Annotated in this window: 16 protein-coding genes and 1 pseudogene; 9 read left to right on the forward strand and 8 right to left on the reverse strand. The window is 59.8% G+C overall.

The window, feature by feature from the left end; all coding sequences use genetic code 11:
- On the reverse strand, positions 1-252 hold a 252-nt coding region (locus J5M58_RS09590), incomplete at its 3' end, for an acyl-CoA dehydrogenase N-terminal domain-containing protein (RefSeq protein ID WP_207877975.1).
- 438 nt (positions 253-690) lie between these two features.
- Here J5M58_RS09590 and J5M58_RS09595 point away from each other — a divergent pair.
- The 8 genes and pseudogenes from J5M58_RS09595 to J5M58_RS09630 all read left to right on the forward strand — a co-directional run.
- On the forward strand, positions 691-855 hold the full coding sequence (locus tag J5M58_RS09595; protein WP_190288806.1) for a hypothetical protein: 165 nt from the start codon (positions 691-693) through the stop codon (positions 853-855).
- 153 nt (positions 856-1008) lie between these two features.
- On the forward strand, positions 1009-2220 hold the full coding sequence (locus J5M58_RS09600) for an acyl-CoA dehydrogenase family protein (protein ID WP_207877979.1): 1212 nt from the start codon (positions 1009-1011) through the stop codon (positions 2218-2220).
- Positions 2221-2231: 11 nt separating this feature from the next.
- The gene (locus J5M58_RS09605; protein ID WP_207877982.1) at positions 2232-3260 is read left to right on the forward strand and encodes a phosphotransferase; all 1029 of its coding nucleotides are present in this window, start codon (positions 2232-2234) and stop codon (positions 3258-3260) included.
- Between the two features lie 26 nt (positions 3261-3286).
- Positions 3287-4057: an SDR family NAD(P)-dependent oxidoreductase gene (locus J5M58_RS09610; protein WP_112253756.1), complete on the forward strand. Its 771-nt coding sequence runs from the start codon at positions 3287-3289 to the stop codon at positions 4055-4057.
- A 299-nt stretch (positions 4058-4356) separates the two neighbouring features.
- Complete coding sequence (locus tag J5M58_RS09615; protein WP_207877984.1) at positions 4357-4935, forward strand: NAD(P)H-dependent oxidoreductase; 579 nt, start codon at positions 4357-4359, stop codon at positions 4933-4935.
- Between the two features lie 165 nt (positions 4936-5100).
- The gene (locus tag J5M58_RS09620) at positions 5101-5484 is read left to right on the forward strand and encodes a MerR family transcriptional regulator (RefSeq protein WP_112253758.1); all 384 of its coding nucleotides are present in this window, start codon (positions 5101-5103) and stop codon (positions 5482-5484) included.
- A 231-nt stretch (positions 5485-5715) separates the two neighbouring features.
- The gene (locus J5M58_RS09625; RefSeq protein WP_112253759.1) at positions 5716-7044 is read left to right on the forward strand and encodes an SDR family oxidoreductase; all 1329 of its coding nucleotides are present in this window, start codon (positions 5716-5718) and stop codon (positions 7042-7044) included.
- A 224-nt stretch (positions 7045-7268) separates the two neighbouring features.
- Positions 7269-7463: pseudogene (locus tag J5M58_RS09630) on the forward strand (general stress protein); the annotation flags it as partial.
- A 54-nt stretch (positions 7464-7517) separates the two neighbouring features.
- Here J5M58_RS09630 and J5M58_RS09635 read toward each other — a convergent pair.
- The 7 genes from J5M58_RS09635 to J5M58_RS09665 all read right to left on the reverse strand — a co-directional run bounded on the left by J5M58_RS09635 (position 7518) and on the right by J5M58_RS09665 (position 14065).
- A complete protein-coding gene (locus tag J5M58_RS09635; protein ID WP_207877986.1) occupies positions 7518-7742 on the reverse strand; it encodes a DUF2188 domain-containing protein in 225 nt (74 codons plus the stop codon).
- 10 nt (positions 7743-7752) lie between these two features.
- Positions 7753-7917, reverse strand: a complete 165-nt coding sequence (locus J5M58_RS09640; RefSeq protein WP_207877988.1) for a hypothetical protein — start codon at positions 7915-7917, stop codon at positions 7753-7755.
- Between the two features lie 206 nt (positions 7918-8123).
- Positions 8124-9644, reverse strand: coding sequence for an FAD-dependent monooxygenase (locus tag J5M58_RS09645; protein WP_207877989.1), 1521 nt, complete (start codon positions 9642-9644; stop codon positions 8124-8126).
- A gap of 159 nt (positions 9645-9803) precedes the next feature.
- Entirely contained in the window at positions 9804-11327 is a 1524-nt protein-coding gene (gene hutH / locus J5M58_RS09650; RefSeq protein WP_112253763.1) for a histidine ammonia-lyase, read from the reverse strand.
- Between the two features lie 12 nt (positions 11328-11339).
- Positions 11340-12173 carry a glycine betaine/L-proline ABC transporter ATP-binding protein gene (locus tag J5M58_RS09655; protein WP_112253764.1) on the reverse strand — a complete coding sequence of 278 codons (834 nt, stop codon included), beginning with the start codon at positions 12171-12173 and terminating at the stop codon, positions 11340-11342.
- On the reverse strand, positions 12170-13021 hold the full coding sequence (locus tag J5M58_RS09660) for a proline/glycine betaine ABC transporter permease (protein ID WP_112253765.1): 852 nt from the start codon (positions 13019-13021) through the stop codon (positions 12170-12172). Before J5M58_RS09660 ends, J5M58_RS09655 begins: the two co-directional genes overlap by 4 nt.
- Positions 13022-13096: 75 nt before the next feature.
- Positions 13097-14065, reverse strand: a complete 969-nt coding sequence (locus J5M58_RS09665) for an ABC transporter substrate-binding protein (RefSeq protein ID WP_207877990.1) — start codon at positions 14063-14065, stop codon at positions 13097-13099.
- A gap of 199 nt (positions 14066-14264) precedes the next feature.
- On the opposite strand from J5M58_RS09665, the gene J5M58_RS09670 reads away from it, so the two are divergent.
- Entirely contained in the window at positions 14265-15179 is a 915-nt protein-coding gene (locus tag J5M58_RS09670; protein ID WP_207877992.1) for a LysR family transcriptional regulator, read from the forward strand.
- Positions 15180-15193 lie beyond the last annotated feature (14 nt).

A 15193-nucleotide genomic window follows, 5' to 3' on the forward strand; every position in this document is an offset into this window, starting at 1 on the left:
GTAGGCTTCCACAAACCCTTGAGGTGTCGTTACCCGCCCGTCTTGCCACTGGCAACCTTGCTCATCACCGGGACGATTCAGCGGTGCCAGTACCTCGGCTGCGAGCTTGCCTGCCTCGTTCAGGATCGCCTCGGCTGTTTCCGAGTCGATAAAGTCGTGCAGAGCAGGAAACTGGCCCCACAGTTTACTGGCCTCGAATACTTCATTGAGGATGAATTGCATATCCCGCAGGGGTGCTTGGTAATCAGACATGGCATTTCTCGAAAATGAGTTGGGTGATGCGCATCCCGGGAGCGAAGTGCACACAGGGCAACCGGATTACTGCTATTGCTGGAACGGGCGACAATTAAAGAAAACCATCGTTATGCTAATTCGTGGAATTGCTCGTTGGCAATGCCCTTTCGGCTGTGCTGTCGCTGCCCCATTGGTGTGCAGGCTCACCGCCCTGACGTGTAGAAAGCCGTCGGCGCCTGCCTGAGAACGGCAATGCGTGCCGAGATTCAGGTGTGCATCACACAGCCAGATCGATGGCCAGAAAGCCCCACGGTGCCTCAACACCTCGAACGCAAATTCATGAATTGCACATTTTCTGGCGTGATCTGTTAAATCTCTGCCGCGCGGAGCCTTTAGACTTCAAATCACCAACAACAAAAACCGGCAACCAGCCAATCGCTGGACTCGGAGAGATTCATGCGCCGAATTGCGTTCATCGGCACGGTCACGCTTTTGCTCACAGGCACGTTGTATGCGGCAGAGCAAATCGTGCAGACCAGCCCCCTTTACCCTTGGCCTGTCTACCTGATGTCCAGTTTCGCGGACATCCTCAAACCCCTGCGCGATGCATTGGCAATCTAATGCTGATGTGCCCACATCCTTCATCCGACAAGCACGACTTCCAGTCGTCAAAGCCAGGGGCTTTGCGGTCGGTAATGCACTGGCGCATGAACCCTGCCCGCTTCCAACCCCCGTCAACGCAACACGCCCCCGCGTCCTATCGAGGAATACAGCATGCACTTTGAATACAGCCCTAAAGTTCGAGACCTTCTCGGGCGGCTTGAGCGTTTCATGGAAGATCACGTATACCCGGCCGAGCACGAATACCACGACTTCATCGAGCGCTCCGAAAACCGTTGGGTCATTCCTCCGGTGATGGAGCAACTCAAGGCGCGTGCGCGCAGCGAAGGCCTGTGGAACCTGTTTCTGGCGAAGTTCGACGACTACGGCTCGGGCCTGACCAACCTGGAATATGCGCCGTTGGCCGAGGTCATGGGCCGCTCGTTCATCGGCCCGGAAGTGTTCAACTGCAATGCGCCGGATACTGGCAACATGGAACTGCTGGCCCGCTATGGCAGCGAAGCGCAGAAACAACAGTGGCTGCTGCCGCTGCTCAACGGTGAAATCCGTTCAGCGTTCGCCATGACGGAGCCAGCGGTCGCTTCCTCCGATGCCACCAATATCGAATGCCGCATCGAACGGGACGGTGATGACTACGTGATCAACGGGCACAAGTGGTGGACCACCGGCGCCCCCGATCCGCGTTGCGCGTTCCTGATCGTGATGGGCAAGACCGATCCCGATGCCCCGCCTCATCACCAGCAGACGCAGGTGATCGTGCCGATGGATACCCCCGGCCTCAAGCTACTGCGCCCCCTGCGCGTGTTCGGTGACGATGATGCCCCGCACGGGCATGCCGAGATCCTGTTCGAGAATGTACGCGTTCCGGTTGGCAACCGGATCGGCGACGAGGGGCAAGGTTTCGAAATTGCTCAAAGCCGGCTGGGTCCAGGCCGGATTCATCATTGCATGCGCCTGATCGGATCCGCTCAACGTGCATTGGAATTGATGTGCGCCCGGGTCGAGCACCGGGTAGCGTTCGGCAAGAAGCTCTCCGAGCAAGGTTCGATACGCGAGGACATCGCGCGCTCGCTGTGCGAAATCGAGCAGGCACGCCTGTTGACCTTGAAGGCTGCCGACAAGATGGACCGCACCAGCTACAAGGACGCGCGCGATCTCATCGCGATGATCAAGATCATTGCCCCGACCATGGCGCAGCAGGTCATTGACCGCGCCATCCAGGCCCACGGCGCACTGGGCCTGTGTCAGGACAGCTTCCTGCCGCGCGCCTTTGCCAATGCCCGGGCCATTCGCCTGGCCGATGGCCCCGATCAGGTGCACATGGCCTCACTGGGCAAAGCGGTGATCAAACGCTACACAGCTTGAGGAACGACTACATGACCCACATTGAAAACCTCGACAGCGAGCGCCTGGGCGCCTATCTGGAAGCCGTTCTGCCCGGTTTCAACGGCCCCGTCGCGTTGGAAAAGTTCGCTGGCGGGCAGTCGAACCCGACATACCGGCTACGCGCTGGCGGGACCGATTATGTGTTACGCAGCAAACCACGGGGCGCACTGCTGAAGTCCGCTCACGCGATCGACCGTGAGTTCCGCGTCATGCAAGCCCTGCGCAACACCGAGGTTCCGGTAGCCCACCCGTACCACCTCTGCGAGGATGCCAGCATCATCGGCAGTGACTTCTACATCATGTCCTTCGTGGAGGGGCGGATTTTCTGGGACCCTGCATTGCCCGAGATCGAGCAAGCCCAGCGCGCTGCCTACTACGACGAAATGAACCGCGTACTCGCAGCTATGCACCGCCTGGACGTCGAAGCCATCGGCCTCGGCGATTATGGTCGAGCGGGTAACTATTTCGAGCGGCAACTCGTGCGCTGGACCCAGCAATACCAAGCCAGCGAAACCGATATCAACCCTGCCATGAACCAGCTCATCGAGCGGCTACCGGGGCTGCTGCCACCAGACGACGGACGCGTCAGCCTGGTCCATGGCGACTATCGCCTGGACAACTTCCTGTTCCACCCTACCGAGCCGCGCATCCTCGCGGTAGTCGACTGGGAACTGTCCACTCTAGGCCATCCCTTCGCCGACCTGGCCTATCAATGCATGCAGTGGCGCATGCCGAATGACGGCCTGATCCGAGGGTTGGGCGGCCTCGACCGCCACGCATTGGGCATACCAGACGAAGATACCTATGTCGCCGACTATTGCGCGCGCATGGGACTGGAAAAGATCGAAAACTGGAACTTCTACCTGGCATTCAGTTTTTTCCGGCTTGCGGCGATCGCCCAAGGTGTAAAAAAACGCGCCCTGGAAGGCAACGCTTCCAATACGCGGGCGCACGAAACGGGTGAGCTGGCCCGGCCGCTCTCGCAAATGGGCTTGGACCTCATTGCCCCTGGAAACTGAAATTTCCGTTGTTTGGAGAAGATACGATGGTTAATGAACGTTTTTCGCTGGCTGGTAAAGTCGCTCTCGTCACCGGGGCTTCGAGCGGTATCGGTTATTGTCTCGCCCGCGGCCTGGCGCAGGCTGGCGCCACGATCGTGGCTTCGGCTCGCCGGCTCGACCGGATCGAGGCGCTGGTGCACGACATCCACAACAGCGGTGGCAAGGCCATCGCTGTCGCCATGGATGTGACCTCCAGTGACAGCGTACGTGCCGCGTTCGACGCTGCGGCAGCCCAGGTCGGCGTGTGCGACATCATTATCAACAATGCCGGTATCGCGGCCCCTGCCCCCTTCCTGGAGACCGACGAAATCTCGATGGATGCGGTGCTGGACACCAACTTCAAGGGGATCTGGCGTGTATCCCAGGAGGCCGCACGTCGGCTTGCCGAGGCAAAGCGCCCGGGAGCGATCATCAACATCGCCTCGATACTCGGCCTCGGGGTGCAGCCCGGTTACAGTGTTTATGCAGCGTCCAAGGGCGCAGTTGTCCAGTTGACCCGCGCACTTGCCAATGACCTGATGCGCTTTGGCATACGGGTCAATGCCATTGCCCCCGGCTGGTTCGAAACAGAAATGAGCCAGGCATTTTTCGCCAGCGAAAAGGGGCAGGCAGCCATACGCTCGATGCCATCTCGACGCCTGGGCCAACTGGACGAACTGCTTGGCCCGGTGATCATGCTCGCTAGCGAGGCGGGCTCCTTCGTCAATGGCGTGGTGTTACCGGTAGACGGAGCCCATCACACTCGTTTGGCATAGGCGTATTCCAGAACGACACCCTGACGCTCAACGGCACCCTCGGCCACACTTATGTCGCCCTCAATGCCAACAGTACCCTCGCCGTCGATCTGGAGGCGCAAGCCATGCAAGCCGGTTGGCGCTTGCAGGTGCGAGTGCGGGCTCAACGCACATTGCGTTTCTGGGCCCGCTCATTCGACGCTTTGCCGGACTACACCCGAGCGCTGCTGGACTGTTTGTCTCTACCGCTAACCGGCAAGGCTTGACTCTACCGTAAGGGGCAGACTTTACCCTTGGCACTTCATTACCTGGAGTTTGTCATGAAGAGCAAACGCATGCTCGTAATCCTCGGCCACCCTTCGAACGACAGCTTTTGCGGCGCTGTGTCCGAACGTTATGTCGAGGCTGCCAAGGAAGCAGGCCACGAGGTGCGCCTGCTGCGCCTGGACACCCTGGATTTCGATCCGGTCTTGCACGATGGCTATAACCAGATCCAGTTGCTTGAGCCCGATTTGATCGACGCACAGAACGACATTACCTGGGCCGAACACCTGACGTTGGTGTACCCGATCTGGTGGGGCGGCATTCCGGCGTTGCTCAAAGGGTTCTTCGACCGCGTGTTTCTGCCCGGTTTTGCCTTCAAGTACCGCAAGGGCTCGCCCTTCCCGGATAAGCTGCTCAAGGGCCGCACGGCTCACCTTTTGGTGACCATGGACACGCCGCCATGGTACTACCGGTGGGTGTATCGCATGCCGGGCCTGCACCAAATGCGCAAGACCACCCTGGAGTTCTGCGGCATAAAACCCCTGAAAACCCTGACCTTCGGTCCGGTATTGGGCTCCAGGCCGGAACAGCGTGAAGCCTGGCTCAAACAGGTCCAGGCAGTCGCCAGCCGCTGATCGGCCCCGGTCAGGCCGCGCACCTGTGCTGCCCAGCCGGGCCTCCCTGCTGTGACACCTTGTCCAACCTGGCTTCCCACCCCTTGACGCTTGTGCAAAGATTTGCGCGCCTGTCAGAACGCGCGACATCTTTTTGCTTCTGATGCGTCAAAAAAAGGGATTTTCATGTACATCGGCAAAGCCGCCCAGCTGTCGGGCACAACCGTCAAAAGCATTCGACATTACGAAGAAATCGGCCTGTTGCCACCCCCGCAACGCGAAGGCAAGTACCGCATCTACAGCCAGCAAAGCGTAGAGCTGCTGACCTTCATCAAATGCGCTCAGCAACTCGGTTTCAAGCTCAAGGAAATGCAGGCCATTCTGCAGGATCATCGCGGCCAGGAGCTGCCTCGGGATCTGGCCATGCAGGCCATCGCTAACAAAAAGCAGGAATTGATGGGGCAGATCCAGGCCTTGCAGCAAGTGCATGACGGCTTGGTTGAGTTTGAGCTGAGCCTCAAAGATGCTCAGATGCAATGCCAGTTCGAACACCTGGAAAAAGCCCGCTGAATCCGCACCGCCGTTTCTGAACGGCCATGGCGCCCCGGCGGTTTAGCCTGGCACAGTCTCCCCCCCCCCCAACTGTTCGCCCTCTTGCACTGCTGGCTGCGGCACAATCGAGGCAATTTTTCAGTACCGCCGGACTTGTTGGTCTGAACTTTGCTGTCCGCCCGGGCTTCCCCTGCATACCTGGCACGCAAACATGCGGCTGAAGGCAATCCACCTACAGGGGTTCGCAAAATGATCGATCAAGCGACAGGCATGAAAGCAGGTGAACGCTATCGCGTGGAAAACATCGAGCGGGCGCATCAGTTCCCAGGCTTCTTTCAAGACGGCAAGTATTACCTGGGCCCTGAGCTTTTGACCGCCGTTGGGTGGATCGAAGGTACGCGCTTCATCTACGACAGCGTGGATGCCGAAGGCGAACCGGTGTTTCCGAACCGGGAGGCAGGCACGATTGAAGGGCTGACGTTGACCTTGGTCGATGGTACCGCCCTTGAAATCTCCAGGATCGAGGCCAGCGAAACGTTCGCGCCACTTGACGAGCACAACAAGTCTGCCACGGAGCGGGAATCGCCCCGCGGGGGCTACCCGAGCAGAGGGCCGCTGCGTGGCAAAGTCGTGGTGATAACTGGCGCTTCCAGCGGTATCGGCCGTGCCACCGCGCACGCATTTGCCTGCAAGGGGGCTCGCCTGGTGCTCGCTGCGCGCGATGAAGAAGCGTTGTTCGACGTCCTGGATGAATGCACCGACTGCGGTACGGATGCCATAGCGATCACGACCGATGTCACCCGCAACGACCAGGTGCAAGCGCTGGCCGCCCGGGCAGCAGAATTTGGCCACGGACGGATCGATATCTGGATCAACAACGCCGGCGTTGGCGCGGTGGGCAACTTCGAGGCAACACCACTGGAGGCCCATGAGCAGGTGATTCAGACTGACCTGTTGGGTTACCTGCGCGGCGCTTTTGTAGCCCTTCCTCTCTTCAAGCGCCAAGGCAGCGGCATCCTGATCAATACGCTGTCCCTGGGCAGTTGGGTGGCCCAACCCTATGCAGCCGCGTACTCGGCGAGCAAGTTCGGCTTGCGTGGCCTGACCGAGGCACTGCGAGGGGAATTGACGGAGTTTCCCGACATCCACGTGTGCGATATCTATCCGGCAGTCATGGACACACCGGGCTTCCGAGACGGCGGCAACTACACAGGACATGCGCTGACACCTCCAGGCCCTGTATATGATCCCGAACTTGTGGCAAAGGCCATGGTGGCCTGCGCAATCTCACCTCGAGCTCACACCACGGTCGGCGCCACGGCTCGCCTCGCGCATCTGGCCAGCTACCTGGTACCAGGCCTGCCGCTGTTATCGGGGTGGCTGACGCGTTGGGGGATAAACCGCAGCCCCAAAGCCGAAACCTCATCAGGCAACCTCTTTGAGCCGCCGAGTGGCAGGAGGAGTATCGACGGCGGCTGGAGGAAGCCAAAAAAAGACACGACGCCTCTAGTGATCGGCGCAGCGGCGCTTGCGGTCATCATAGGTTTTGCGATCACCCATTCACGCCGCAGGAGCTGAACAACTGTGCTGTCAAACTCGACGCAAGGCAAATCAGTTCCAAAAGTTGGCGAACAAAGCTCTGCGGCGCCACAAATGCCCGCACGAGTTCTTTCGCGCAACCCGTCGGCCCAAGCGCAAAGCCGGGGAGCAAATCGCTGTCTGCTTGAAGTCGGAGTTGAACACAGACTTTCCTGTGTGACGACATGAGGTGAAAGATCATGGCTGACAATCAAAGCAATCGTGGCCGCCAAGGTGGTTCCGCCCAGAACAATCCAGGCAATTTCGCCAATGACCGTGAGAAGGCGTCGGAGGCAGGTCGCAAAGGCGGCCAGAGCTCCGGGGGCAACTTTGCCAACGACCGTGAACGCGCCTCCGAGGCTGGGCGCAAAGGCGGAGAGAACAGTCACGGCGGCGGCCGTGGTAGCGAAAACCGCTAACTTGAAATGAGTTCGGCCAGGGTGCATGGCACCCTGGCCTCTTTTTTGAAATCTTCAACCTTTGCTACGGCGTGGGTCAGCCGAACGTGGATAGGTGCGTTCCTCTTCGAGGGTGCCATCCGCCCTGTGGATCTTCACTGATGCCGTCTTGCCATCGAAGAAATCCGCAAGGGCATTGATTAGTTCCTGCTTCGTCGCCGCTCGTTTGGAAGCTCGTTCAGCACCGACTTTCTTCAACTCCCAACCATCCGATGTCGGGCTGAGGTGATAATTGTCCATCGTCCACTCCTCATGGCCAAATGGATTCGCCGTCATCCTGAATCTCTTCCTCCGCCTCGGCAGCATCCGTGGCATCAGCGTCGTTCAAGGGCGGCGAGGTGGGCTTTTCCGGATCGTTGATGAACGGTACGTCGCTTGGCCCCTTTTCCTCAGAGCCTTCAGTTTCCGGCTGCATGGCAATACCTCCGAACAAGTGGACTGGATGCAGAGCTCACATAGTTCACGTAGCTCACGTATATTTGCCAGTACCCAAACAATCCCGGCATCGATAGTTCATGCGCTATTGAGCATACAGGGCGGGAATAATTCCATCGGAGTGGCAGGTGGCAATGCGGCAGACTCAATGTCGACCATAACCTGCGCAAGGCTGGTCGGCGCTGCTCATGGCATCACTCCATGCGCCTCGAAATATCGGCTCAAGGTACTAACCTCCCCCTCGGGATCAGCCAGCGCGACATAGTTGTCAGGCCGCAACAGGTAAGCAGCATTTCTGGCAACGCCGGCTTTCTCGTACGCCTGCTCCCAAGCGAAAACATGCAGTGCAATACCGTGCCTTGCGCACCATCGGGTCAAGTCGGCCTTGGCTTCACCGTAAACATGTACTTGCCACTGAATGGCTGCCTGTGAAGCGTAGTTGTCCTCGGTGCCCACAGACAGCCAAGGCAGGCGATCACCGCCCTCAACGCCACCGGCCTTGCCCTGGCTCAGCGGGCTTTCGCGGTAATCGAGTGTGGTTTGCGAAACCACTCGGAACAGGTACTCGCGGACGTTTTCGCTCTTGTACGCAACACTGGCGAAGAGCGGCGCGATGCGAGTACGTACAAAGTCGGCAAATCCGCCCTGAGCGGTAACGAAGGTGAACAGTTTGTCAGTTGTCTCCACCAGCGTGCGGGCAAATGCCTGGCGTTCGATCTGGTAGCTGTCGAGCAATGTGTCGGGCGCCTTCCCTTTCAACACCGCGGCCAACTTCCATGCCAGGTTGATCGCGTCCAGAATGCCGGTGTTCATGCCCTGCCCTCCCGCCGGGCTATGCACATGCGCAGCATCGCCGAGCAGAAACGCCCGGCCACGGCGGAAATGGTCCGCAACGCGATGGTGAACACGGTAGGTGGAAAACCAGTTCACGGCGGTAATCTTCAGGTTCAACCCGTTGATGGCATCATGACCAACGTCCGCGAACGTCAGATGTTCAGGATGCTCGGCTCGCTCGTCACGCACAGTGCCAATCAGGCGGTACTGGTCCTTTTCGCCATAGCACAAAAGCAGCACGAAATCGGATTTGTCAAAAGCGATATGCCCCTCACCCGCCGGCTCGACACCATTGACCCTGACATCCGCAACATAGAAAAGCTGTTTGTAGGTGCCGCCCTCGAAACCGCTGCCGATCGCTTGCCGAACAAGCGACCGAGCGCCATCGCACCCGGCCATAAAAGCCGCAGTGAAGGATTCCTCTCGCCCATCAGCATGTTTCAGGACGGCCGTGACATTGCTTTCACCCTCCTCGAAAGACAGCAGTTCGGTCTGCCGTTCCACATCCACGCCGAGTGACTGGAGCTGCTGCACCAGCAGGCGCTCATGGCGGTCCTGGGGATAGACCAACACGAAAGGATACGCAGAAACTTCTTTGCCTGCGTCGCCCAAGGGTATACGCGCCCTGTGCCGGCCGCGTGCCCACATGTTCATGGCTGGGGTTTTATAGCCGGCCTCTATCACTGGCTCGGCCAGATCGAGCTGGCGATAGAGCTCCAGCGTGCGGGCTTGAACAGCCATGGCACGAGAAGCTTCACCCGGCCCACTGCTCTTGTCGATGATCCTTACGCCGACGCCTTGCCTGTTGAGCCAAAGAGCAAGAACCAGCCCGGTCGGGCCGGCTCCGACAATGAGTACGTCGGTCTGCGCCATGATCTCACCTCGAACATCAATGCCTCTGGGATCATGAATGTTCCTGGGCGCGCGCAAAGTCAACGTTTTATTGGTCGTACGCAATCAGGGGGCATTTACCCCCCGATTGCACAGGTTTCGACCCTCACGATCCGAAGCCATGAGTGACCCTTGCATCGGTCATAGCAGCTCGGGGAATGCAGCGCCAAGCAGGCCCGGATCCTTCAGGATCGATGCGCTGCTGGCAATATCCGGGGCCAGCCAACGGTCCTGGGCATACGCGGGGACCCGTTCGCGCAACAACCGCCAGGCAACGCTGGTACCTGCGCCAAAGCGCTGCTCCTTGAGAAATTCAAATGCCTGGGCCGCCAGCAGGTATTCGATGGCGAGGATCTGCGTGCAGTTCTCCAGGGCGCGGTGCAACTTCAACCCGGCATTGGTGCCCATGCTCAGATGATCCTCCTGCAGGCCGGAGGTGACGTAGTTGTCAACGACTGCCGGTTGTGCCAGCTGACGGTTTTCCGCACACAGTGAAGCGGCCACGTACTGAACGATCATCATGCCCGAGTTCACCCCCGGCTGGCTGACCAGAAAGGCCGGCAAACCGCTGACCAACGGATTGATCAGGCGATCGAGACGACGCTCGGCAATCGCCCCGATCTCGGCCACCGCGATAGCCAGCAAGTCGGCCGCCATGGCCACCGACTGGCCGTGCGGGTTCGCCTGGGAAACCACCCGATACGACTCGGGCGTACCCAGCAGCATCGGGTTGTCGGTGGTGGAATTGAGTTCGGTTTCGATCTGCCGCGCAGCGTGTTCCAGCTGATCGCGCGCGGCGCCATGAACCTGCGGAATCGAGCGAATGCTCAAGGCGTCCTGGGTGCGAATGCCTTGGCTGCTGGCAATGATTTCGCTGCCGTCGAGCAGGCGCCGCAGGTTACTGCCCACGCGCTGCATGCCGGGGTGCGGTTTCATCGCGATGATTTCAGGATCGAAGGCATCGACTTGACCGCGCAAGGCCTCGAAGCTCATGGCGCTGATGACGTCCGCCCATTGGCTCAACCGGGTGGCGTCATCCAAAGACAGGCAGCTCAGGCCGGTCATGCAAGGGGTACCGTTGACCAGGCACAGGCCATCCTTGGCACCCAGTTTGACCGGCGCCAGGCCGACCTCGGCCAAGGCCTGCTGCGCCGGCATGATCTGGCCGCGATAGCTGACCTGGCCGACGCCCAGCAAGCTGATGCTGATATGCGCCATGTGGGTCAGATAGCCCACCGACCCCTGTTTCGGCACCTGCGGCGTGATGTGCTGGTTGAGCAGGGTCAGCAGTGCCTCGACCACCTTGCGCTGCAGGCCGGAACGGCCCTGGCAGAAGTTGATGATCGCCGCGCACATTATCGCCCGGGTCTGTTCGTCCGACAGCGCCGTACCCACGCCACAGGCATGGCTGAGCAAGGTGTTGTGCGACAGCTGGCTGAGTTGTTCGTCCTGCAACGAGACATTGCACAAGGCACCAAGCCCGGTGTTGACGCCATAGGCGCGGTCACCGCTGGCAACGATGCGCTGGACGATCGCCTGGGCGTTCTCGATCCGCGCCCAGGCCGATGGGGCCAGCTCAAGCTTCGCGCCATGCCGGGCCACAGCTACCACATCCTGCCAACGCACGGGCGCTTCGGCGATGATGATTCTTTCAGCAAACGACATACACGCGGTTCCTTAAAGCGAAGCTACGCGACGCTGCACGAAACGATCGACGTATTCGTCCGCAGGCTGGTAGAGGATTTCTTTCGGCGTGCCGACCTGGACCAGGCGACCGTCCTTGAGAATGGCAATCCTGTTGCCGATACGCACCGCCTCGTCCAGGTCGTGGGTGATGAACACGATGGTCTTGTGCAGGGTCTTCTGCAGTTCCAGCAACTGGTCCTGCATTTCGGCGCGAATCAGCGGGTCAAGCGCACTGAAGGCTTCGTCCATCAGGATGATGTCGGTGTCGGCAGCCAGAGCGCGGGCCAGGCCGACACGCTGACGCATGCCGCCCGACAACTGGTGCGGGTACGACTTTTCGTACCCCTTCAGGCCCACGGTGTCGATCCAGTGCAGGGCGCGCTCTGTGCACTTGGCCTTGTTCTCGCCACGGACTTTCAGGCCGTAGGCGACGTTGTCCAGCACGGTGCGGTGCGGCAACAGGCCAAAACTCTGGAACACCATGCTGATCTTGTGCCGGCGGAATTCGCGTAAGGCTTGCATGTCGTACTGCAGAATGTCTTCGCCATCGACCAGGATCTCGCCGCTGGTCGGGTCGATCAGGCGGTTGAAGTGGCGCACCAGGGTCGACTTGCCCGAACCCGAAAGCCCCATGATCACGAAGATCTCGCCGCTGCCGATGGACAACGAGAGATCGTTGACCCCTACCACGCAGCCGGTTTCGACCAGGACCTGGTCCTTGGCCTTCTTCTGGCGGATCAGTTTCAGGGCATCTTCGGCGCGAGCACCGAAGATCTTGAAGACATTCTTGACTTCGATCTTGTTCATCGTCTGTTTGGCGCTCATTTGCCCACCCCATGCCGTGGTCGGCCATAGGCCTGGGTAATACGGTCGATCACGACCGCCAGAATCACGATGGCCAGGCCCGCTTCGAGGCCGCGGCCCACATTCAACGTCTGGATGCCGACCAGGACGTCTTCACCCAGGCCACGGGCACCGATCATCGAGGCGATGACTACCATCGACAGGGCCATCATGGTGGTCTGGTTGATACCGGCCATGATGCTCGGCAACGCCAGTGGCAGCTGCACGCCGAACAGTTGCTGCATGCGGTTGGCACCGAAAGCGTTGATCGCCTCCATGACCTCGCCGTCCACCTGGCGAATGCCCAGGTCGGTCAGGCGAATCAGCGGCGGCGCGGCATAGATGACGGTGGCGAAGATCGCCGGCACCTTGCCCAGGCCGAACAGCATGAGGACCGGTATCAAGTACACGAAACTGGGCATGGTCTGCATGATGTCGAGCAGCGGCATCAAAACCGCCCGCAGGCGATCGTTGCGCGCCGACAGCACACCCAGCGGAATGCCGACCAGGACCGATATCAGCGTTGCTACCAGCATCAGCGCCAGGGTCTGCATCAGCTTGTCCCAGAGGCCGACCGCACCAACCAGGAACAGTAAGCCGACGATCACGGCAGTGGTCGCGACTTTACGGGTGGCATGCCAGGCAATACCGGCGACGACTGCCAGCATCAGCCACCAGGGCATCGCGCGCAGCAGGCCTTCGAGGTTGACGATGGCCCACAGCAGGGTGTCGGAGATGTGCCGGAACACGTCACCGTAGTTGGTTACCAGCGCATCGACCCAGCCATTGACCCAGTCGGCAATGGAAAACGTGAAGTTCTTGGGAAACATGGAATTCTCTCGAGCAAGTGCATGAAACGGACTGTCGCGTGCCTTGTCCGGCAGGAGCCGGACCAGCCCACACGCTCAAAGTGCCGCGTCCACCTTTTTGGCTGCGTCTTCGCTGACCCAGCCATGCCAGACCTCGGGGTGCTCCTTGAGGAACAACTTGGCCAGTTCCGGCGACTCGATACGGTCTTTGCTCATGCGCGCCAGGTTCTGGTTCAGCAGGTCGATCGGCAGATTGACCTTTTCCAGCACCGCCACCAGCTCCGGCGCCTGCTCGTGGAAGGCCTTCGACAGGCCCACTTTGATGGTCAGGGTTTTATCCACGCCTGGCTTCTCATCCAGTTTGACCAGGTCGACCAGGCCCATCAGCGGCGTCGGCGACCAGTAGTAGAACAGGATCGGATCACCACGCTTGTAGCTCGACAATACGGCGGCATCCAGTGCCGGGCCGGTGCCCGGGCGGAAGTTGGTGTAGCTGCTTTCCAGGCCGTAGCGCTTGAGCATCTCGCTGTTGTCCAGCTCGCAGGTCCAGCCGGCCGGGCAATTGTAGAAGCGCCCCTTGTCCGGTTCTTCCGGGTCCTTGAATACCTGGGCGTATTGCCCAAGATCGGCGATGGTCTTGAGGTTGGGTGCCTTGGCTTCGAGTTTGCGCTTGGCGTCGCCTTCGATCACATAACGCGGCACGTACCAGCCTTCGACCGCGCCAACGACCGGGGCGCCGACGCCAACGACCTTGCCGGCAGCCGCAGCCTTGTTCCAGACCTCGCTGCGCCCTACCCACTCTTCGGCAAACACCTGGATATCATTGCTGCTCAGGGCGTTTTCCATGGAGATGGAGTTGCCCGGCAGGCTGTCGGTATCACAGCCATAACCATTTTTCAGCACGAACTGCATCACATCCGTGAGCAGCATCCCGCTTTCCCAGTTCAACCCGGCGAATTTCACCGGTTTGCCAGACTCGCACCAGCCGGCCGCCTGGCTGGCGCCAGCGGCCGCCAGCAGCCCGAAAGATAGTGTCGTGGTCAGCAGAGCCTTTGTAATTTTCATTGTGATGCTCCCAAACAAGAACATGGATTGCAGTAGTCGAGGGCATCCGGCCCAGAGAGGGTCGCCAAACTGGCTGATGAGCCTTGCAATCGGCATCGGCGTGGCGCCTGTGAGCGGCGGCCACTGCGCAGGAGAAATATTTCACAACCTCAAAAAAGGATAAAATAATATGTCCTGATGTATCACAACGGAAAAACCTATGAAGTTCACACTGCGGCAACTGCGCTATGCACTCGCAGCGGCCAAGCACGGTAACCTGACGACTGCCGCCATGGAGCTTCATGTTTCACAGCCCTCCATTTCGGCGGCCATCAGCGAACTGGAAGAGGTGCTGGGCCAATCGATTTTCGTGCGCCAACGTGGCCTCGGCATTTCGTTGACCCCGTTCGGTCGTACCGTCATGGCCCAGGCCCGTCGCGTCCTGACCGAGGCTCGGACCTTTGCCGAGATCAATGCCAATGCAGGAGAGTGTGTCGGAGAGCTGGTGGTTGGATGTTTTGAAGACCTGGCGCCCTATTGCCTGCCACAGATCGTGCGGCGGATGCAGGAGTCCTGCCCCAGGGTCACGGTTGATATGCGCGAAGGCAGCTTCGATTATGTCGGGAAGCGGCTGGGTGAAGGCGCGATAGAGCTGGCAATCACCTATGATCTGGGCCTGCCGCCGAACACTCGATGCATCCAGCTATGCCAGCTGACCGCTCAGGTACTGCTGGCGGCCGATCACCCGTTGGCCAAGGAGTCGCGCGTCAGCCTCAAAGCGCTATCGGAATACACCCTGGTAGTCACCGATCAGGTCCACAGCTGGCAGCATGTGCTGGACCTGTTCAGTTTCTACGATCTCTCACCCGCCGCTGTGCACCGTGTGCGCACCTTCGAGTTGCAGCGTAGCCTCGTCGCCAACGGGTTTGGCGTGGCGCTGATCTATACCCGGCCATTTGGTGACCGCAGTTATGATGGCCAAGCGCTGGTTTGTCGGCCGACCGAGGAGAAACTGCCAACGCACAGCATCGTACTGGCACATGATCAGCGCTATCCGCTGACGCCTTCGGCTGAAGCGTTCAAGGAGCTGGCGGTGGCATGGTGCAGGGAACACCCATCGTTTGCATCCGAATGAAACTGCCCCTGGGA

Origin of the sequence: Pseudomonas sp. 32_A (assembly GCF_017490905.1) — a bacterium.
GTDB lineage: Bacteria > Pseudomonadota > Gammaproteobacteria > Pseudomonadales > Pseudomonadaceae > Aquipseudomonas > Aquipseudomonas inefficax.

What these genes read in the sequence shown, in the direction of transcription:
- J5M58_RS09595 (WP_190288806.1), top strand. Translation starts at nt 691, where the DNA reads ATGCGCCGAATTGCGTTCATCGGCACGGTCACGCTTTTGCTCACAGGC.
- J5M58_RS09600 (WP_207877979.1), top strand. Translation starts at nt 1,009, where the DNA reads ATGCACTTTGAATACAGCCCTAAAGTTCGAGACCTTCTCGGGCGGCTT.
- J5M58_RS09605 (WP_207877982.1), top strand. Translation starts at nt 2,232, where the DNA reads ATGACCCACATTGAAAACCTCGACAGCGAGCGCCTGGGCGCCTATCTG.
- J5M58_RS09610 (WP_112253756.1), top strand. Translation starts at nt 3,287, where the DNA reads ATGGTTAATGAACGTTTTTCGCTGGCTGGTAAAGTCGCTCTCGTCACC.
- J5M58_RS09615 (WP_207877984.1), top strand. Translation starts at nt 4,357, where the DNA reads ATGAAGAGCAAACGCATGCTCGTAATCCTCGGCCACCCTTCGAACGAC.
- J5M58_RS09620 (WP_112253758.1), top strand. Translation starts at nt 5,101, where the DNA reads ATGTACATCGGCAAAGCCGCCCAGCTGTCGGGCACAACCGTCAAAAGC.
- J5M58_RS09625 (WP_112253759.1), top strand. Translation starts at nt 5,716, where the DNA reads ATGATCGATCAAGCGACAGGCATGAAAGCAGGTGAACGCTATCGCGTG.
- J5M58_RS09635 (WP_207877986.1), bottom strand. Translation starts at nt 7,742, where the DNA reads ATGGACAATTATCACCTCAGCCCGACATCGGATGGTTGGGAGTTGAAG.
- J5M58_RS09640 (WP_207877988.1), bottom strand. Translation starts at nt 7,917, where the DNA reads ATGCAGCCGGAAACTGAAGGCTCTGAGGAAAAGGGGCCAAGCGACGTA.
- J5M58_RS09645 (WP_207877989.1), bottom strand. Translation starts at nt 9,644, where the DNA reads ATGGCGCAGACCGACGTACTCATTGTCGGAGCCGGCCCGACCGGGCTG.
- hutH (WP_112253763.1), bottom strand. Translation starts at nt 11,327, where the DNA reads ATGTCGTTTGCTGAAAGAATCATCATCGCCGAAGCGCCCGTGCGTTGG.
- J5M58_RS09655 (WP_112253764.1), bottom strand. Translation starts at nt 12,173, where the DNA reads ATGAGCGCCAAACAGACGATGAACAAGATCGAAGTCAAGAATGTCTTC.
- J5M58_RS09660 (WP_112253765.1), bottom strand. Translation starts at nt 13,021, where the DNA reads ATGTTTCCCAAGAACTTCACGTTTTCCATTGCCGACTGGGTCAATGGC.
- J5M58_RS09665 (WP_207877990.1), bottom strand. Translation starts at nt 14,065, where the DNA reads ATGAAAATTACAAAGGCTCTGCTGACCACGACACTATCTTTCGGGCTG.
- J5M58_RS09670 (WP_207877992.1), top strand. Translation starts at nt 14,265, where the DNA reads ATGAAGTTCACACTGCGGCAACTGCGCTATGCACTCGCAGCGGCCAAG.